General features: G+C 43.3%; 12 protein-coding genes. All 12 read right to left on the bottom strand.

Annotated features, from left to right (window positions below; genetic code table 11):
• Positions 1–6: 6 nt before the first annotated feature.
• Positions 7–1,497 carry a xylulokinase gene (locus N7E81_RS18610; RefSeq protein ID WP_263051110.1) on the bottom strand — a complete coding sequence of 497 codons (1,491 nt, stop codon included), beginning with the start codon at positions 1,495–1,497 and terminating at the stop codon, positions 7–9.
• Positions 1,498–1,634: 137 nt separating this feature from the next.
• Positions 1,635–3,164, bottom strand: a complete 1,530-nt coding sequence (locus N7E81_RS18615; protein WP_263051111.1) for a sulfatase family protein — start codon at positions 3,162–3,164, stop codon at positions 1,635–1,637.
• A 34-nt stretch (positions 3,165–3,198) separates the two neighbouring features.
• The gene (locus N7E81_RS18620) at positions 3,199–3,933 is read right to left on the bottom strand and encodes a T9SS type A sorting domain-containing protein (protein WP_263051112.1); all 735 of its coding nucleotides are present in this window, start codon (positions 3,931–3,933) and stop codon (positions 3,199–3,201) included.
• Positions 3,899–5,452 carry a sulfatase family protein gene (locus tag N7E81_RS18625; protein WP_263051113.1) on the bottom strand — a complete coding sequence of 518 codons (1,554 nt, stop codon included), beginning with the start codon at positions 5,450–5,452 and terminating at the stop codon, positions 3,899–3,901. The genes N7E81_RS18620 and N7E81_RS18625 overlap by 35 nt, the downstream gene beginning before the upstream one ends.
• 8 nt (positions 5,453–5,460) lie before the next feature.
• On the bottom strand, positions 5,461–8,382 hold the full coding sequence (locus N7E81_RS18630; RefSeq protein WP_263051114.1) for a hypothetical protein: 2,922 nt from the start codon (positions 8,380–8,382) through the stop codon (positions 5,461–5,463).
• Positions 8,383–8,493: 111 nt separating this feature from the next.
• On the bottom strand, positions 8,494–9,957 hold the full coding sequence (locus N7E81_RS18635) for a sulfatase family protein (RefSeq protein WP_263051115.1): 1,464 nt from the start codon (positions 9,955–9,957) through the stop codon (positions 8,494–8,496).
• Positions 9,958–10,029: 72 nt separating this feature from the next.
• Entirely contained in the window at positions 10,030–10,581 is a 552-nt protein-coding gene (locus N7E81_RS18640; RefSeq protein WP_263051116.1) for a hypothetical protein, read from the bottom strand.
• Between the two features lie 329 nt (positions 10,582–10,910).
• Positions 10,911–12,404, bottom strand: a complete 1,494-nt coding sequence (locus N7E81_RS18645; RefSeq protein ID WP_263051117.1) for a family 16 glycosylhydrolase — start codon at positions 12,402–12,404, stop codon at positions 10,911–10,913.
• 265 nt (positions 12,405–12,669) lie between these two features.
• Entirely contained in the window at positions 12,670–14,295 is a 1,626-nt protein-coding gene (locus N7E81_RS18650; RefSeq protein WP_263051118.1) for a hypothetical protein, read from the bottom strand.
• Positions 14,296–14,306: 11 nt separating this feature from the next.
• Positions 14,307–16,025: a RagB/SusD family nutrient uptake outer membrane protein gene (locus tag N7E81_RS18655; RefSeq protein WP_263051119.1), complete on the bottom strand. Its 1,719-nt coding sequence runs from the start codon at positions 16,023–16,025 to the stop codon at positions 14,307–14,309.
• A gap of 19 nt (positions 16,026–16,044) precedes the next feature.
• Entirely contained in the window at positions 16,045–19,128 is a 3,084-nt protein-coding gene (locus tag N7E81_RS18660; RefSeq protein WP_263051120.1) for a SusC/RagA family TonB-linked outer membrane protein, read from the bottom strand.
• A gap of 428 nt (positions 19,129–19,556) precedes the next feature.
• Complete coding sequence (locus tag N7E81_RS18665) at positions 19,557–21,581, bottom strand: glycoside hydrolase family 127 protein (RefSeq protein ID WP_263051121.1); 2,025 nt, start codon at positions 21,579–21,581, stop codon at positions 19,557–19,559.
• Positions 21,582–21,636 lie beyond the last annotated feature (55 nt).

The following is a 21,636-nucleotide window of genomic DNA, read 5'->3' on the forward strand; positions in this document are numbered from 1 at the left end:
TAATTCTTAATTTTTAGCTAATATTTTTTCTAAATCTGTTTTCCAAAGTTTGTACCCAGCCTGATACGCTGCCCTGTCTTGCCCATTTTCATACACTTTTACAGGTACTACTTTTTCAAAGGCTTCGCCGAGCGATTGGTAAAAACCAATACCGACACCCGAAGCCTTGGCTGCACCTACTGCCCCAGTAGCATCGAGCATTTCGATCTTACACCCCAATACATTAGAAATGGTATTGGAAAAAATAGCCGACTGAAACAAGTTATCGTTGCCTACTTTGATCACGCTGACCTCCATACCGATGTGCTGCATGATCTCTACGCCGTAGATAAAAGAATAAGCAATGCCTTCTAAGGCTGCTCGGTACAAATGCGCCTTTTTGTGCGTATTGAAATGTAAATTGATCACCTGCGATCCTACATTTTCATTTTCTAGGATTCTTTCTGCTCCATTGCCAAAGGGGATAACCCTGAGCCCATCCGAATTGACTGGTGCAGTGGCTGCTAGACGTTCTATTTCTTCGTACGTCGTACCTTCACTGGCCAGCATCTGCTTCATCCAGCTGTATTGGATACCTGCTCCATTCACACAAAGCAGAATACCTATGCGAGGATCTGAACTGGTGTGATTGACGTGTATGAAAGGATTGACGCGTGTTTTTGGGTCTACTTGCGGCTTGTCCACAATACCGTACACCACGCCAGAAGTGCCTCCTGTGGCTGCAATTTCGCCAGGATTAAGCACGTTGAGAGACATGGCATTGTTGGGCTGATCGCCTGCTCGATAGCTCACCTGAGTGCCTACTGCCAAGCCTAAAAAATCCGCAGCCGCCTGAGTCAAAGTCCCTTGATCTCCCACAGTATTCACGATCTCTGGAATCAGACTTTCGTTAATACCATAATTCTCCAATAAAAAACTGGCTACATTTTCGTTTTTGAAATCCCAAAGCATGGCTTCCGACAAGCCAGATACGGTCGTACAGGCACGATCCGTCATTCTGAGTGCAATAAAGTCACCTGGCAATAGCATTTTGTGAATGCGTGCATACACTTCAGGTTCATGATCTTTGACCCACTTCACTTTCGAAGCGGTAAAATTGCCTGGGGAGTTGAGCAAATGCGTCAAGCACTTCTCTGCACCTATTTCCTCAAAGGCCCGATTGCCAACCTCTACCGCTCGACTGTCGCACCAGATGATCGACGGGCGCAAGACCTGATAATCTTTGTCGACCAGTACCATGCCATGCATCTGGTAAGAGATGCCGATGCTTTTGATATCTGCTGGATTTACTTTGGTTTCTTCGAGCAACCGTTCGGTGGCTATTTTCACATTATCCCACCATACTTCTGGTTGCTGTTCGGCCCAACCAGTTTGCTTAGAGATGATTTCCATCTCAGATTCCGGATATTGTTTAATAGACAAAGTCTTGCCCGTCGAAGCCTCCACTAGCGCAGCCTTGATCGACGAGCTCCCTATGTCATATCCTATTAAATACATTCGTTTCTTTTATAGTTGATTAGAAAAGTAGATTACACACTTTCAGTATATCAACAAAGAAACAAGGAATCGGAATTGAAGCCGTTTTTTATACTACTTCATCAAAACTTCAAAAAAATTCAATGATACGTCAAATACTACTTCTTAGTCGCAGCCTGCTTATATGCTTTAGATAATGCTTGAAAGCCAATTTCCACACCTTCTTGCATTTGCTGATAAAGCGCTGGTTTTTCCTTTTTCACCCATTCGAGTAGCTCTACTGCATTGGGGGTTATGGGTTCGTAGACCTGACTTATGGGCGCGTACGCTTCTTCGTATGCGCCTAGCTCGTTACGCAAATTGGCCACGATGGTGGTATACTCTGGATTTAGTGCTAGGTTATGCTCCTCATAAGGGTCTTTTTCTAGGTCATACAGCTCTTCGGTAGGTTTTTCATCTTGAAAAAAGAACGACTGACTTGCGTTGAGTTTTCCCTCTGTTTTCAACGTACGCATCACATGTACAGCTGGTCGATAAAACTCTAAATACCCCTGATGTGCATCGAAAGGTACTTCTGGCTTGTCATTTCTGATATATTTCCATTTCTGGGTGGTGACAGACCTAGATTGCTCTTCTACTTCGTCCCATAAATCGCGCGCACTATAGACTGTACTTCTTTCGAATTTTTCATCAAATATGGGTCTGCCTGTCATATAATCAGGGATGTCCACTCCCGCATACGACAAGACTGTAGCAGTGATGTCGGTCGCACTGATCACATCATCTCGCACTTGCCCGCTCAGCCCGTTGGGGTCATAGACCAGTAGAGGAATACGCAACCCTGGGTCGTGCAGATACCCTTTGCCTCGAATGTTGCACCGGCCGTTGTCGCCTACAAAAATGACGATAGTATTGTCGGCCAGCCCTTTTTCTTCCAATTCTTTGAATATCATCCCCACTTCTGCATCCATATATTCCAATTGGTCGAGGTACTTGGCCCAGTCCAATCTAATGACCGGATGATCTGCCATATACGGAGGCAATTCTACCGAATCAGGATTTACAGGATGTGCTGATTGATTGCGAATCTCGTCCCACCAATCTCCACGGTGCGTCACCTTCAATTGAATCTGTGCAAAAAATGGTTGATCAGCTACAGTGAATGTATCGTACTTATCAAAGAGACCAAATTTTGTCTGACCGTCCCAGTCCCCGAGTGGTTCGTGCTTGAAGTTGACATCTATTTTTCTTCCCTTACCCATCACCCCATGATGCCCCAAAATAGTGGTATAGCCAGCCTTTCGAAGGTGATAGGTAAATGGATAATATCCTTCTGCAAGGGGCACTTGCCTATTGCTCCTGTGGTGTTGGGCGTTTATTTTGTTTTGGTGGACACCTACTAACATGGCCGAGCGGCTAGGCGAACAGATCGAATTAGTGACAAAGCAGTTTTGGAATTTGACACCTTGAGCAGCCATTTTGTTTAAATATGGTGTTTTGACTGCGGGCATGCCATAGCACTCTAGATCCACACTGATGTCTTCAGACATTAGCCATATGATATTAGGGGGTGTGTTGGTCTGCGATTTTTGCTCAGAATCTGGGCGACTACAGCCTACAAGCCCCAAAACTACGACTATAGACAAGCTGAATATGAGCTCTTTGATGGCATGGATATACATTTTCATAACGAATTATTTTTTGAATTTGGCGCAAGCCAATCTACTCTATGATTACTTTTTTGACCGTAGTCGTACCATTGATTTGAATATGCATCAAATATACTCCCGTTTGCAAATGGGCGGTAGAATATTTTAGTTCTGAAATATTAGCGAAATGAGCGATTACTCTCCCATCCAGACTTGTCATGCTTATCGTACCTGATGCTGGCATCAGCACGGTCATGGTAGCAGAAACAGGATTAGGAAAAACCTGAATAACAGTCTCTGGATCAATCTCCAATACGGGTTTATCCTCTTCCTCTGGAATTTCTTCCAAAAAAGTAAATGTTAAATCATCTACATAAACGGCTCCCGTACCTCCACCTGTACTGACATGATCAGACGTTTGAAACCTGAGTTTGGAATATGACACCGAACTGTAGATGTTCACTTTGGCAGTGAGTTTTATCCATTGATTGGTAGCACTGTTAGAAATATCCCATGGTACTGTCACCCAGGGGTCGGTCAAATAAGTTTGAATTTTTGAAATAGTAGTCCCCGTGGTTTTAAACACCTGTAAGGTCACTTGATACACTCCTCGCCTCAAATCCATCTCAACAAAATCTTGGGTCTGGATATAATTCAACGTAGGAGCCTCTTCCAATTGATCTACTGCTGCCACAGTAAATTCATTACCGTCAGCCTTAGTAGGCAAAGAAAGAACCAAACCAATACCTAGTAACAGGCTGGACAGGTTTCGTTTACTCTTTTTTGTCTTTTTGTCTGAATTGATCATATTCTGAATTGACTTTTGCATCACGAAATCTTGGGCGATCTTTCCACAGGTCGTAGGTCGCTTTTAGTTGGGCGACTGCTTCGGGGTATTGGCCTTGATCGCCAGTATCTACTATCCACTGCTCCAGCACCTGTCGGTGTTTGATGAGCGCGTCGCTATACTTGGCATCTAGTGCCAAATTATTCATCTGATGAGGATCCGCAGACAAATCGTACAGTTCCTCCTCTGGCCTTTGGCCAAACCAATGCGCTGCCTGATAGGTCGTAAGTTTTCCCTCTTCATATAGGCGCTTCATGTCTTTCACTATGGGCTTATTGTCACGATAACCTGGCTGCATCATAGGACGCTCTGGGAAATAATTGCGGATATAGCGATACTGCTCCGACCGCACCGTTCTGATCCTATCGATGGTATAGTCACACCTATCTCTGGCTCCAAACACATACTCAGGGGCTTCATATGTTTTATCAAAAAGATCCTGACCATCGAGATAATCGGGTAACTCTATCCCCCCCATGGCCAATGTGGTCGCCGTGACATCGAGCAACGAAACCAGCTCATTTCTGATCGTTCCTGCTTGTAGACTGGGGTGATTGCCTTTGATCATTAGCGGCACGAGCATGCCTCCTTCGTAGCAAAACTGCTTGTGTCTCAAAGAAGTATTGCTTCCATGATCTGAGAAGAAAAACACAATGGTATTGTCCATTTCTCCATCGGAAGCTAGTTGCGCAAGTATAGCTTCTACTCTGGCATCTGCCCCTCTATTGGCATTGTAATGATCCGTCCAAGCTTTCCGCTGAGACAATACATCTGGAAAATACGGAGGCAGTGGCACATCATAGGTATCTAACAACTCTCCCTCTCTAACATGTTTAGCTCCAGCCTTGCCTCCCATGATTTCTATCTGACCAAACCATGGTTGATTTTTGTCTGGGCGCGCCCCCCATGTGTCCTCAGTTATCGACAAACTATGTGCTGCTTTATTGCCCTGCCAGCCATTCATTCCAGGTTGATAATCTGGAGCATTGCCCACATTATATAATGCCCCTCGGTCGTAGTGAAAATTATAATCGTCTTTGCCACTATTGAAGGTAAAGTAACCTGCTTCCTGCATCAATTCGGGCAGTGTCTTGATGCTGTCTGCCAAGTAAATCCGTAATTCCTCTGGCACGATTTGCCCATCTACGGTTCTGCTCGACCGATGGTTGTGTGTGCCTGTGGTAGTCTGCATCATCCCCGTGATGATGGCCGATCGGCTAGCTGAGCAAACAGGAGCAGTAGCATATGCTTTGGTAAACAAAACGCCCTCTGAAGCCAATTGGTCTATCACTGGCGTATGTCCTTCATTGATCGTGTCGCCATAGCAGCCCATAAATGGTGACAGGTCTTCTGAAAAAATCCATAGAATATTGGGTCTAGTGGATGTACTTACCTCACTGGTGGTGAGTGCTGCTGGCGAACATGCTACTACTAGAATCGTAATCATCCAGAGGCACAAAACCGATTTCCATTTATTCATTTTCATACTTATAATTCACTACTCAATTCAATATCAATAAAACGAAACAACCCGCATGGCACTTCTACTTTCACCTCACTAGGATCGTTTATATTATAAGAAGTGCCGTCTAGGATATCCTTCATTTTCACAGGAGTGATCGTATTGAAAGTAACCACGGCCTGTCTGTCATCTGGATTTAGATAACCATTGTCGATGATGGTGAGGCGCAAGTGCTTAGGAGAAGTCTGAGCGACCACCCATGCTACATCCCCTGTCACGGTAACGGGTATTTTGGTAGCTCCATCAATAATGTCTTGTTTGACCTGTGCGGCATGTGTACCCGCGTCGTATTGCTCGCCCGTAGAAGAATAATAATGTCTGCCGTCGGTTACATATTCTTTGGTAATGTTCTTATATAACGGGTGTAGGTGATCTGTAAGTGCACCCCTTGACACGCCTGTTTTAGCATATACCCCTTCTTGTGGAGGAGTGATCAGTACTAAGCCGTTGGGATAATTGGGAAGGAAATTTTGCCTGCGATCCTTCACCCCAGAAGCAAAGCTAGAAAAGTCCCAATCGTTTACTTTGGCAGCCATCCATGTGGCATTTTGTCTACTAAAGACAAATTTGTTTTCTGCTTCAAACTCCTCATTGTAGAAAGTAGACCACTTTAGGCTACTGCCTTCATTGAGATAATGTTCGTCTGGTGATCGCATACCCAAATGAACGGGAGAGAAACTTACGATTTCTTCAGACTTAGGTACATACAAAGCGCCTTTGGCCAAAAGCTCCCATATAAAACTCATGTAATCTTGATCCACCGAGAAGTTGTTGATATACTGGGCTCCATAAGACAAATGGTAAACAATGTGCCTCATAAAATGGTTGGGCAATCTCTGATGACTAAACTGTCGTGAACGATCAAAACTAGGATTGTCTGGCACACTGCGCGTACCCCAACTATCGAAAGCTCCACTAGCCCAAACACCTACCCGTCCTGCTACACTGATATCCATCGCCTTGTCGGAGGTTTCTTCCATAGAGGGTACAAATACCTGTGAATATGAACCGTCCAAAACTTGCTCCCACATGGGCAAGTATATATTTGCTTGCCAGAAATTGTGTTTCGTTCGAACGAAAATATTAGTATTTCGAGTACTTGCATAGTCTGCCAATGGATAAAATAAGTCATCCATTACCCATGCAAAATCTGCAGAATGGTCTTCTAATTCGGGGTAGATCAAGATCGTTTTTTTGCCCCCAGCAAAATCTATAATTTGCTCGGTGGTAGATCGTTGAAACATGTATGGGTCGTTGCCATGACCACCCCAGTATGCAATACCTGGTTCGCCAGCGTACCAAGCCGTAATATGATCAATAGCTTGCTGCTGGGTATATATATAGCTTCTTCTGGCGTCTCTTCTATTCTTATACTTTTCATTAGCCATTGTAGATCTGTCCCAGTTTTCGGCCTGTCCCATATGCGATCCTCCTAAAAATATGGGAGAAGTATAATTGGCTCTGATGTTGTTGGCTACCTCTTTGGCTAGACCATTATCGGTATCTTCGGTCATGAGGTATACAGGCAGCGGTTCTCTTTCGCTAGCAGGTTTAGTATAGGCTGCCAAATGGTTTCGATAAGTGGCTGTATTATTTATAATTTTCTGAATTTTCCCCGAAGGATTAAGATTGATATATGCCTCTTTCCAATCAGGATGACTGGTATCTAGGATATGAATATTGCTTCCTCCGCTTTGCGCACTAGCCAAGATGATCTTGCTATTGTCTTTCCACATATCGTTGTAGGCATATTGGCTCTCGAGTTTTTCCTCTCCGGTATCAGAAAAATCAGCATTGACTAGTACGATGTGATTTCCAACCAAGAATAAATATTTATCCTTTCCTCCGTCTTTGATCAGCTCAGGTTGGAGAACAGAATACCCAAAGCCTAAACCCTTGATATCATATTCTTCCCAATCGTCTTTAGTCATACCCGAAGTCAGATCGAGACGTACAGCATGGGTTGAGTTTTGATGCCCAGAAAAGCCCATCACTATTTCCTGACGACCATTACCATCGGCATCCGAGATTCTAAATTCGCCTAAAGGTGTTTTTGCTTTGACTGCCACTTTCGTGAATGGCAAATCGGCCATCACATCGAATAAATAGATGGATCCACTACCCTGCATGTTGTTTTGACTACCATGTACGACGAGCATTTCTGTACCATCAGCTTTCAGCATGGGACGCAGAAAATTTGCGAAGTGCAAGTTTTTTGGTGGAAGGTAGTCTTTGCCCCAAGGCTTTTCTATGCTATAGGTAGACGACGCGATATTTTTCAATGGTTCCCCTTGAGCAGACAAATAATAGATGTTAAGGTCAAATCCGCCACAAACCACATAAGTCTCGTCGTTTTTATGCACTACAGTAACGGCGTACATCGGTACTTCACTCGGCTGAAATGTCCACAATACCAAACCTCGAGAATCAAGACAGTATATCGTTCCATCGGCATTGGCTACAATCACCTCATCGTTTCCATCTCCAGTTACGTCCGCACACCAAATATCATGAATCATAAAGCCTGACAGCTTGTTTTTCCATTGGATAAACCCATCTTGAGAAATAGCCAATAGTGCGCCTTCATAACTCGCACCAATCACCACCGTCTCCTTGTTCCACTTGGCAGTCCGTACTTTTTGTATTGTATGATCTGTTTCTATACTGATCAACGCAGGGCTTTTTTTCAGTTGATCTTCGGTGATGCTCAATTTCAGACTGCGAGTCCCACTAGATGCTTTTTCAGTGGTAACTGCCCATAGCGATTGGTCAATGCTCCACTGGTTGCTAGTTTCGAAATCTATCGCTTGTGATTGTGAATAAGCGACATGACCAGTACTGTAAAAACAGGACATGACCAGTACTGTAAGTATTTGTTTAGTATCCATAGTAGTTTTAAATATCAAAGGAAAATTAGGCCTTCACCCTGCTTGGAATGTATGCGATGGTAAAATCTATGTATCCAAGCGTACTCTTTGCGTTTGCTCACTTGTAGTTTTTCAAAGCTTTACTCCTGTTCCTTGCATCAGAGGATCATGGTCCCATAAGATATACCAAGGGTCTTTTGTTTTCCTTTGAAAGTCTTTCAATTTTGTCTTCATCTCTTCCAATAGCGTCGCATGTACTTCGCTTAATGCTAGGTTATTTACTTCATCTGGATCTGAGGCCAGATCGTACAACTCGAATTCGGCACGATGCAGATAGTCATCTACAGTTCGCTTTCCAAAAAACTTAACATCCTCTCTATAGATTCCCTGCCAAGTAGACGAGGCCCACAGATCAGAAGCAAAAGGATATGGCAACTGATAGGTCGCATTCCAGATCAATTTGTAATCTCCACTGCGAACTGCACGCATCGGATAGTACATCGTGATTTCATGAAAAGTATGCGAAGCGTATATATTTCGTTTCATTTCATCTTTTTCTTTCGTCAAAATTTTATCGAAAGATCGGCCATGAAACTGTTCTTTGTCATATTCTACCTTAGCCATATCCAAGATAGTTGGCGTCAGGTCTACCCAAGAAATCATCGACTGATTTACGATCCCTTTTTGAGATCTAGTAGGGTCTTTGACTATACACGGCAACTTGATACCAGGCTCATATAGGGTGGTTTTGGCGCCAGGAAAGGCGATTCCATTATCGGAGATGTAAATGATGATGGTATCATCTGCTTTGCCTTCCTCCTCAAGCAATTGCATGAGTTTGCCTAGCCCTTGATCGATTCTGGAGACGCTCTGGTAGTATTGTGCAAGCTCTGCACGAGACTCTTTGGTATCTGGCAAAAAAGGTGGTACAATAACCTCATCAGGACTATATACTTCTTCCAAAACACCTGGATACCCCTCGCTTCTGTTTCCGAAATTATTAGGATCACTCCATACGTCAGGAGTGAACGGGTTGCCTCTATGCGGATCGCCCGTACAGAAATAGAGGAAAAAAGGATCTTCACCACTAATTACACTTTTGCATTTTTCTGCCATAGCTACTGCACTCCTTTCATCTTCTTCCAACACCGTCCCAAATCGATATACCGACTCTGGCGCCAAGTGATATTTACCAATTCGTGCAGTCTGGTAGCCTGCCACCTGTAGCATGACTGGCAAAGACTGCACCTGATCGAAAGTACTAAAATGATGATAGTCGTGCGTATGGCCATAAGATCCAGATGCATGCCCATACAAACCCGTAAGAATCACCGACCTACTTGCCGCACAACTGGCACTGGTACAATAGGCTCGATCGAAACGAACACCTTCTCTGGCTAGTCGATCCATATTAGGTGTTTTTATTACTGCATTGCCATAGGCACCTATGGCGTCCGTACCATGATCATCTGCTACAAACAGGATAATATTAGGCCTGGCAAGGTCAGCCGTAGTGGTATGGGATGTTTTCTTGTTAGAACATGCCACACTGAAGATGATTAAGAATAAATACAGATTCGATTTTATTAAATGCATACGAGGCCTGTTTTAGTATCAAAAACGATTAGAAGGAGTAACTGTAGCGTTCAATTCGCCCTGAGGGCAAAGTCATTGCACCTTTGAGAGGGCTATATCATCAACATAAAAGGTTCCTGCACCTCCCCATTTAGGATTGGATGATACTGTAATAACCATCTTAGTCGCTGTATTCTCTTTGATTTCAATCTCTTGGCTCAGTGTTACCCATTTCGATTTTTCTAGTCCTTTAAACGACCACTTAATCGGTGTAAATGGCTTGGCTAAATTGGTTCCAAACCCTACTGGTGCTTTTTCTTCCAACCATACCTTGAGAGTCATGTTGTACTTGCCGGGCTTCAACTTCACTTGGATAAATTCAGGGCTTGGTTTTCCCGAAACACCTTGGACAGATACCGAATTGCCAGTCGCTTTACTAAAATCCTCACAGCTAAATTTAAGCGACCGCTCTCCTGTTGCTGATTTCTCGTCGGAAACAGACCAAAAATCACGGTGCTGCACAAACCACTTTTGATCTCCTTCGAAGGAATAATAGTCCGTATCTAACAGGTTGGTTTGTGCCCAAGTAGACGTAGCTACTACCAATAGTATAAGTAAGGAAAGAGTTATTTTTTGCAACTTCATAAGTTCAATTTTTAATGTAAATGTGTTTGACTAACACCATATGAAGTATTTACAAGCGTCCCTCCATATCGTGTTCGTGCAATAAATAAAAGAACAGGAAAAGTAGTGTATCCATCAATACATAACGTGTATCTACCCGTAACAATAAGGGGAAAGCAATTCAAAAAGCTGAGGAAATTAGGTTGTTTTGAGCTTTTTTATCGGCTGCTAAAACGTCCCTTATTCTGCAAAAGAAGCTAACTAAAAAAAGTCGCTCAACACAGGGAACGTTGAGCGACTTTACACACTAAGTATATGAACGAAAATATTTTTAACCCTCTTCTACAAATCTAGTTTTTAGCAAAACGAATGACAGAAGAATGATCACTAGACTTGACTACGAGCAAATAAACCCCTGCATGAAGCGGGCTGATATCGATGGTGCTGACTCCATTTTTTGCCTGACGAGGCAGCTTTGCCCTGACCTGCTCTACGCCTAGCAAGTTGTACACTACAAACTGAGCGTCTGGTGCTATCTCCCCTCTAATGGAAAGTTGATTCGTAGCAGGGTTAGGAAAAACAGCTAATCCTGTACTCGGCTCGCCAGACACATCCAATACAAGATCCGTCACATTGATATCTTTGATCTCCTCCATGGTCACGGTAGTACCGCCCCCGATGGTACTCGTGGTCTCTGCAAGCAGCACATAGCTGTGCCCACTTGGCAGCTTACTGGTAAGCAAGATATCATCTGGTAATGCCAACGTGACCGACGACTCCCCTGCTACTCTGCCTGCAATGCTGGCATCTATCGTTTTGTATTCTTTGATCATGGCTCCACTAGCATCTTGCTGCTGGAGTCTCAGCACCAGTCCTTCTGCATCAGAAGGGATCTCATAGCCGCTGCCTGCATCATAGGCATAATCAAATATGATAGGAAAACTAGGTGAGTACTCCTTCTTGGCAATTTTGTCTCTATCGACTACTATCTGCGCAGGAGCCTCCCATACCCTCACGTAGTCACAATACATCTCTGTAGGAAATCCTACTGGGCTCGTTGGTGTCTCTATCACTGTTCTGACGCCATTAATATACTTTTCGTATGGGTTTCTCAAACCCATAGACACCGTGACATTCATTGGCAAATGCCAGTAAAGGTTGGCTTTTCGGCCACGTTCTACACCATCTACATACCAGATAATAGAATCCTTTCGGTTCATTACCCCATAGGTATGATAATCGTCTCTTGGATCCCATGGCGCTTCCCAGGTATTTCTAGTCATCTCCTCATACCCTTGTCCAGGACGAATCCAAGTTAATTCCCCATCCTTAATAATTCTGGTATGTAGGTTCATCTCAATCGTTTTGAGTTCTCCTACAATTTGGAATATTTCTACTGCATCAATTTCACTATACTGGACACCCCCTTCCTCTGTGGGGGTAGGCTCTCCTTGGCTATAAAGCCAAAAGGCGGGTGCTTCTCCAGGCCAGTTTTGACAGGCTTTTATTTTGGCTTCGAAATACCCGTAGGTGATTTTTTTAGTGATTTGAACGATGCCTGATGTAAAATAATAGTTGACCCCTCCTCGCTGGTGAGGGTCATGCTTCATCTGCAAGGCCAAGACGGTGTCTTTAACATAGGCATTTTCTGGTTCCCAGGACCACGTACCCCAGTCGCCTACATTGTTGTTCCATTTGGCAGCATCCAATGTACCCGTATTGAATTCATCTGAGTAATCACTCAGGTAATCCCACGCCATATCTGTATGTGCCTCTGGCTTTTGAGCCTGTAGGCTATAGCCCTGAAGTAGGGTCAGTATTATCACAAAACTAATTTCCCTCATCTCTTTCTTTTTTTAAACCTATTCTGTCCAATATTTGAAATGGTTAAGCTGTCCTATTTTTAATTTTTCAAATAAACATCAAAGCACGTTAGATATATAAATGCCTTTTATCTTCAATCAGCACGAATTTATCTCATTGAATATTTCACACTAAATACACCTAACTTCTCCTCTAGTTGTTTGTTTTCCATCCTGCTTTTAAGCCAAAAGCTTTCCTCTGCTTGTCAGAAGCAAAGGAAAGCTTAGTCAATATTAGTTTTCAATTTTATGGTCTAGGGTTCCATACTTCTAGTACCATGTCGTCGAGATAGAAAACCAAGTCCGTTGCTCCTGAATTGACAGGCGAAATGATCATGGTAGGCACTCCTTCTGATGCAGTGATATTAGCCGTGAATATTTGTTCGATCTGTACCCATTCTCCTATAGGCAAAGCAGTAGCAAATCCTCCAGACCCATCAGTAAAAGCACACATAGGTGTCTGCTGTCCCCATGGGAACTGATAAGCAGCCATCCGCAACCTCATGAGACAGTTGCCCCCAGCTGGTGCACTCTCCACATACACCCATGCAGATTGACGTACCTGGATTTCATTGTCTGTAGTAAAAGTATGCACAGAACCATCTGATGCATTTTTAGGCATTATACCTGTCGGTCCGTTGCCTGCATCTACTGTGATTTTCATACTCACCGTCCCTTCATGCACCTGTGTGGTACTGGTGACTGCCGTAAAATTATCATTGGCAGCAAGCCAACCATAAACATCTTGATCCACCCAATCTACAGCAGTAGTTTGCTCGAAACCATAATCCCAGTTACTATCCGCAAATAGGTTAGCGCCTTGATGTTCCAAATCTTGATCGGTAAAAGCATCTGCCGCTTTGATATCAGCAGACATCAAAGTACCCGCTTTGAAAGAGACCGTCACCTCATCATCTGAGTACACTTCGTCATCTTTGAGCGTAAGCAGTACTACAGCTCCATTGTCTGGGTCTAAAGCCGCTCCTGAAACGACAGGGGTGATCACAGGCCCTGCTTTGGTGGCAATTTCTGCTGTAAAATCTGATGCACTCACTGAAGAAGACAATAAATCTCTAGAGTATTCTACAGCTATTTTCCCTTCTTTATCATAGATACTAATCAAACTCACTGGATCTGGAGAACTGATCGTTTTGATGAAGTTGGTATAAGCAACAGTATCTGTACTCACTGGTTGTTCTCTTTTGAAGAAAACGGTCAGATCATAAGTATCCAACCCTCCAAATTTGACATCAAAAGTATGGTTAACAACGTCTGCGTTAGACAAAGCTCCCCCATCAATGACTCCTGTGATATCTGTAGGATCTCCTATGGCTTCATAAGAAAAACGTAAAGTAGAACCTGCAAATATCTCAGTTTGCGATTCACTTTCGAGTTTCACATCAGCACCGAGGGAGCCGTCTCTATTCAGCAATTTGGCTGATAATTTTGTCACGTCTACCAATGGCAAAACAGTTACATTCAGCACCGTGTCCAAGACCATTCCTAATTTATCCACCCCTCTTTCGGCGTATGCAGAGTCACTAAACTCTTGGTGCAAACCCACTTGAAAGCTACCTGCTTCGGTAAAAAAAGCTGATACTTGTGCATCTGTGGTGGTTCCCTCCAGCTCTGCAGACTCTGGAAAACTCCATTCCCTCGAAGTCACTCCTTGAGATACATCTGCAAAGTCTATCCTGCCACCTACATTGACGGTATTGTCATTGGTAGCCTGATTGGTATAAAATACACGGTGACTTGGGTTTGTTCCCTTGGGTTCTATGTCTTCCTCACAACTACCAGCCACGAGCACCATCAGGCCTAACGTGAGGAGCTTGAGGTGTTTATCTACTCTATTATTGATATATTTTTTCATGTCGCTTTCTGTTATAGTCCGTTGTTCAACTGAATTTCCAAAGTAGGAATAGGCAAGTAATCGTGGGTAGCTGAATTATATGCTTCCACGTTATTCACATAGTCTAGTCTGAATGTCCCTCTGATGAAAAGTGGTGCCGCATTGTCTCCACTGCCTCCATTAGTAGCAAAACGAGCCACTCGGATATCCTCCACCTTCTTTTGCTCATCTAGCATCTCTCTTACAATACCCCATCTTACGAGGTCGTTCCACCTAGACCCTTCGAAACAAAGCTCTATTGGTCGCTCCACCATTCTGAGGTGAGTCAGTACATTGGCTGCGGTAGGCGTCACTTCTGGTCTGCTACCATAAGCCTCTCTACTCACATGCAACTGCGGTATCGTGCCGTTGGCATCGATATAATCATGAAGTGTAACCACGCCCGCTCTTTTGCGCACATTGTCGATATACACTATAGCTGTAGCCACATCTGGAGTGGCCTGCGACAATAAGGCTTCTGCGTACATCAAATACACATCTGCCAATCTAATCATGCGGTAATTGATAGATGATCTGCCCTGTCCGCCTTCATTTTCTTGCCAGTTCCAATTGGTGTACTTCTTGATATAAGCGGTTTCGCCAAAGGACCACGGTTTGGTAGGATAATCAGCGCTCGTTTTATTATAATATAATCCCTCGAAATTTGAAGGAGCAATAGAAGCGTTGATTCTAGATGAGTGATCCGTAGATCCAGAAATAGAATCTGATAAAATCACCTCATGTGCAAAATAAGTAGGAAGCAGCGTTCTGTACCCTCCCAATGCTTCTGGCACATAGAATCTAGTGATGTTCACGGTTTCTGTGCCTGATCCTCCAGCTGTATTATCTACCTGAAAAGCCAAGTTGTTTGGTGTACCACCATTATACTCTGCATTGAAGGGAACTTCAAAAATAGACTCTGCATTGAACTCTGTGTCTTGCTTGAAATTGTCCAATGGGTCTGGTACCAATGAATAGAGTCCCTCTGCTAGCAACTCCTCAAACTCTTTGGCAGCTTTTTCAAATTCCTTGTTGTACAAATACGTCTTTCCTAACATGGCTTTGGCAGCCCCCCAAGTGGCACGACCTAAGTTTTCACCTTCCCATTTCTTAGGCAAGTTTGCTACAGCAAATTCTAAATCTGGAATAATCACACTATCCGTGACCTGCTGTATAGTAGAAAAAGGCAAATGAATGTCTTCTTTCAAACCTGACGCACTGGTAGTCAAAACGGCACCTCCAAAATCGTTCGTTGTCTTGAAGTAATACACCGCCCTCAAGAATTTTGCTTGTGCCATGATTGCATTTTTGTCCTCCTCATCGAAGTTAGGATCATCAATATCTGGCAGGTTATTGATCAACTGATTGGCTCTAAAAATTCCGATATAAGGCTCCGCATAGATTTGTCCGATAAGAGCATGATTGTCGCTGATATTTAAATCATTCCATGACACCCAAGGGGTAAAAGTATTGGTAGCGTACATGTCGCTTCTCAAATTGCTAAAGCCCAAACCAGCCCCACTGATCGTATAGAACTGAAGTGCTCCATATACTGTAGTCAACGCGGCCTCTGCATCTCCTTGATTTTCCCAAAAGATATCAGCTGATATCGCATTGGGGTTCACTTCGTGCAAAAACGCATCCTCATCGCATGAAGTAGCTATAAAGCCTACAACTGCGAGTAGATATATTATATTTTTAATGTTTTTCATTGTCAATTCGTTTTCTTAATTAAAAACTTAACTCCATACCTATCATAAACTGACGCGTGATCGGGTAACTACCGACATCTACTCCTCTAGTAGTTAATCCATTACCCCCTACTTCAGGATCGTATCCTTCGTACTTCGTGAACGTGAATGGATTCAATGAATTGAAATAAACCCTTAGGTTTTGGATTCCAATGTTTTGTAATGATTTGATATTGTAACCCAGAGAGAGCGTCCTGATTCTAAAATAAGTACCATCTTCTAAGAACTGATCTGACTGTGCTCTCACGTTGGGGTGAGAAAATGTTCTGTATACTGGTATATCTGAATCTGGGTTTTGAGGACTCCACATATTGACCTGATCGAGATGTCTACCTCTGGCATATGCCGTCAACTTAGCCCCATTGTACACTTTGGCTCCGTATGAAAAATAACCTTGCACAGCAAAATCGAAGTTTTTGTAGCCCAAGTTAATGTTGATACCACTTTCGAATTTTGGCATTCCAGAACCCATATATACACGATCGTCTGAGTTGATCTCACTATTGGTCGTGTCTGTGTTTACATACCTCAAGTCACCCATTCTGGCATTCGGGTCGATCAAGAGGTATTCGTCTAGCTCTTCTTGGGTTTTGATTACCCCATCTGTAGGCACCAGAAAAAATGCACCTGCTGGATAGCCTACTGCGAAGAAAGTCGTGTTATCTACGTTGCCAAGTGTCTGAGCTGGCTGTCCGTCAGGGTAGCCTATGGTTACTCCTTCGCTCAATCGAGTGATCTCGTTTTTGTTGGTAGTAAATGTACCCGTGATCGAATAGGTCAGCCCAAAGCTTGTTTGGTTCTTGTAAGACACAGCCAATTCAAAGCCCCTGTTCGTCATGTTACCCACATTGACGGTTCGTTCTGAAAGCGCGGTCCAACCTGGGGCATGTGTACCTGATGATAATGGCAACTGCTCAGACAACAACATATCCTCTTTGTCATTGATATAATAATCTGCTGTAACCTGCAACCTGTTGTTCAAAATGGCAAGATCAAGTCCTACGTTTCTAGAAACCTGTGTTTCCCACCTAACGGTAGGGTCTACATATGACCTTTGGATCAGCCCACTGTATAACGCCTCCTCAGCTCCGAACAAATAGTTGACTCCTGACTGGATGGTAGGCACGGCCTGATAAGGAGGAATGTTGTTGTTGCCCACGGTACCATAACTTGCTCTAAACCTTAAATCGTCCAAGAACCCACCGTTCATAAAGGCCTCTTCTGCGACATTCCACCCGACAGAAACAGAAGGGAAAAAGTCTTTGTTGAATCCCTCTAAGAAGTTGGATGTTCCGTCATAACGGAAGTTAGCAGAAATCAAGTACCTATCGTCGTAGTCATATTGTACTCTTACCATTTTACCAGACATGGTACTGGTGCTATTGTTACTTACTGGATTACTCGTAGATGCCGCATTGCCTACTGTCTGAATCGAATTTCTAGAATCTGGCGACATCACCACGGCGACACCTACTGACTCCACATTGTATTTTTCATAAGACAGTACGCCTGTGAAACCAAGGGTATGCTTGCCAAAATCCTTATTGTAAGACAAAACATTTTCCCATACTCTGTTGGTATTCCACACATAATCTTCTCTTAAGGAAGCCGCCGAACGACCTGCTCCTTCATTCAGATTACCATCTCTGTCGTATACTAAATACTTAGGCTCAAATCTTTTTCTTTTACTAGTCAATGTATTTTGCCCAAGTCTAACTTCGTATGTCAATCCTTTCACTATTTCGTAGCTACCTCGAAGGGCAATATTGACTCTACTTGATTTTGTTTCGTCCGTATTAGACAGACGTGCTGACAACTGGCTATAGTTGAATTCGTTACCTTCTGGCACCAAAACTCCGTCTCCAAATACTGGAAGGTCTAAAATAGGCGTACTCCAGGGTGCGTTTCTAATTGCGTTTTCGTAGAGACCGTATGGCTCGCGCTGACGAGTATCTTGTGTCACCCCAATACTGGAAAACAATTTAAATTTCCCTGAAGTATAATTGCCTGTCAGGCGAGTAGATAGTCTATCATAGCCCGAATTGATCAACACTCCGTCTTGATTGAAGTAGTTGATGTTCGTATTAAAAGTCAGGTTTTCTTTACCTCCAGACACATTCAAATCATAGTTGCTGATGCTGGCGTTGTCATTTTGCACATCAGCTACAAAATCTGTATTGTTTTGTAATGCCTGCGGGTTTTGTCCTAGTACAGAAGGGTATCTGTTGTCTGCTGCTGTTCTGATTTCGTCTGCATAAAATTGCTGATGTGCGTCCATAAGCGGCGTACCTGATGTAATGTTCTGAATACCAGTGTAAGCATTGAAATTTACCCGCATCTGACCTGGCTTACCACCCTTGGTCGTAATGATGATTACCCCATTAGACCCACGCACACCATATACTGCAGCCGACGCACCATCTTTCAATACATCGATCGTAGCGATCTGGCTCGGTGCAATGTTTGGGTTCTCTCTATAAGGAATACCGTCCACCACGTACAAGGGGCCGAGAGCGTTAGCATTCAATGATCCCACACCTCTAATCTGAATATTGGCTCCTGCGCCTGGTGCTCCACTGGATGCTTGTACATTGACCCCTGCGATTTGTCCCTGAAGGGCATTGCCTAAATCAGGCGTTGGTACAGAGGCTATACGCTCTCCGCTCAACTGAGTCACTGCTCCTGTTACTTCTTTTTTCTTCTGCGTACCGTACCCTACGATAACCACCTCTTCTAAGGCCTGTATATCTGGCTCTAGCGATACATCGATCTGGGTTCTGCTGCCCACAGGCACTTCAGAAGACTTAAACCCTATATAACTATAGACCAGCACATCCTTTGCGGTGGCTTCTATCTTATAGTTACCATCTACATCGGAGATCACTCCTACGGTACCATTCTTGATCCGTACGTTCACGCCAGGCAATTCTTCGCCTTCCCCAGACACTTTACCTGATACGGTAAAAGTTTGTGCCTGCACTACTCCCAAGCTCATTATCAGCAGAATAGCTGACAAGTAACCCCTGAGTCTTGCTTGTTTTCTAACAAGTAGTTTTAGATTCATATTTCATTTGTTTTTGTGTAGTGACAATTCGAATGGTTCTGTTTTGAACGGCCGATCATTCGATTCTAAAATGTTCAAAACAACCCCTTTCATTTGCGCTACAGCGCTATAACACTGTAACTCTAGCTATCAAACAAATGTAGTATAGCGGTCTGCGAAGCTTTTTAATAGATTTACCCTTCGCTCTTACAAATTTACCCCAGACATAGGCTGGCTATACATTTAGGAATATGGGGCTAGGCAACTCACCAATCACCAGAATAAAAATCTGATTATTAATATAAAAAAACAAGTTATACCTAGCGTAGGGCAACTGAATAGGCCTAAAAAAACAATCAGTGTGCTGAAAAACCTGAACGGTTTTTCAGCACACTGATTGTTAAAACTATAATATGATGTGTTTTATTACTGAGGTAATCCAGTCGTAGTTATTCCCATACGACGGGTACAAATACTGACATTTCTGTATTTGAACCTCTGTTGCTCCATGAGTAATAGGGGATAAACTGAGTTTTATAAGTAGTCCATTCTGGCTTACTCACCGTATGATACATTTTGTCGTCGTTGGTGTCTTTTCTGATCAGCAAATCACCTTGAATGGTAGTAACCCCTCCTAAGAAATCTGCCTTGTACTCAGCGACCAATGGCTTGCTACTTGGCAGGTACACATCTACAATGCTAGCATCCTTTGGCAAGTCTGGTGATTCGATACAATATACCACTGGGCCTCTTTTCACTGCTACTTGGTTTCTTACTTCTTCGATTTTAGGATTGCCCTCTACTAGGCTTACATTCATCGGCATATCTATAGTAACTACGTCACCTTTGGCCCACTTTCTTTCGATTTTGGCAAACTGACCTGCAACTACTTCTACTCCAGCATCTTTGCCGTTTACCAGCACTTTGGTGCCAGTAGCCCAATCAGGGATTCTCAACAGCATTTCGAAAGGAGCTTTTTTCGCAGATTCTACTGTGATGGCTACTGCACCTTCCCATGGATACATGGTCTCTTGTTTCAGTTTCAATGTAGATCCGTCAAGCAATTTAGTATCCAGTTTGTTTCCTCCATAGAGGTTTACTGCAATTCCTTTTTCTGTCAAACTATAGGCCCACCCAGACATTTTAGCAATAGTTCTCACCAAGTTTGGTGGGCAACAAAAACATTCCAAATAAGGCTGACGTTCAGGGAATTCCGTATTCATTTTGGCATAATCTCTAGCGCCATCTATGGTACGTAGAGGATTGGCATAGTAGTACTTATCTCCTTCGAGATTGATACCAGAGAGTGCACTATTGAATAGCACCAACTCCATGATGTCTGCATATTTAGACTCGCCATGCAAGCCTAGCATTCGAAAACTAAACATAGAGTTACACACGTTGGCACAAGTTTCATTGTAAGCCGTCAGGTTAGGCATCATGTATTTGTCTATAAAACCTTCTTCGATTTTGTCTCTATTGGTAGATGCGCCGTAGTGTGTCTGACCCAAAGCGCCAGTCACATACATTTTTTGCTCGGTGACATTGAACCACAAACGATCCAACGCATCGATCAAAGCTTGCTCTCCAGTCTCGGCATATACATCTGCAGCACCCGCATAGTAATACAAAGCCAAAACGGCATGACCTACGGCTTCGTTAGATTTACGCAATGGTGTTCTCTCTTGCACCATATCCCCGATAGGGTATCCTTTAGTCGGCGGAGTATCCTCTACAGAGTACTTACCTCTGTTGTTGATGAATTTCTCAGCCAGTTTCAAATATTTCTTGTCTCCAGTGGTGCGATACAACTCTACCAACCCCATAATTTGCGTTTGGTTAAATCCAAAACGACCATAGTACTTAGACTCGGGCATAAAAACTGAATACATTTGATCGGCATGCTTTACTGCGATGTCTAGGAAATTGCGCTGTCCTGAAATTCGGTAATGAATACATGCGCTAGTAAGCAAGTGGCCTGAATTGTACATCTCATGGTACTTACGGTTTTCGAAACGATCCACCTTAGGGTTCAGCTGTATTTGCGTCTGCAAGTAGCCATCTTCTTCCTGTGCCTGACCTATAATGTCTATATATCCATCTATTTCTTCTAGAATTTTCTTATCTCCATTTTGAGAATATACATACATCGCGGCTTCCATGTATTTGTAAAAATCGCCATCATGCCATCTCATCCCTTTGTGCACACCTTCTTTGAGACCTGCAGCTATTTTAAAATTGTTGAGTGCGTGACCTGTATCTCCTGTGAGCAACTCGCCCATATACGGCACCATCGACTGCTCTGCTATCTTGAACTTGTCGGCCCAAAACCCCTCTGTCCATTTGCAATCGCCAAGGTTTATAGATTTATGCTTCACATATGGGCTTTTGCTATTGTCGATAATAGCTTTCTCTTGGGCTGTGCTAGTATGAACTATCACTAAGCCACAAATGATCATCATCCAGTTTTTCATTCTTTGTTTATTTATTGTATCTGTACTCATTTATTAAATTTGGATAGAGGCATTT

It is taken from the genome of Reichenbachiella carrageenanivorans (genome assembly GCF_025639805.1).
Classification (GTDB): Bacteria; Bacteroidota; Bacteroidia; order Cytophagales; family Cyclobacteriaceae; genus Reichenbachiella; species Reichenbachiella carrageenanivorans.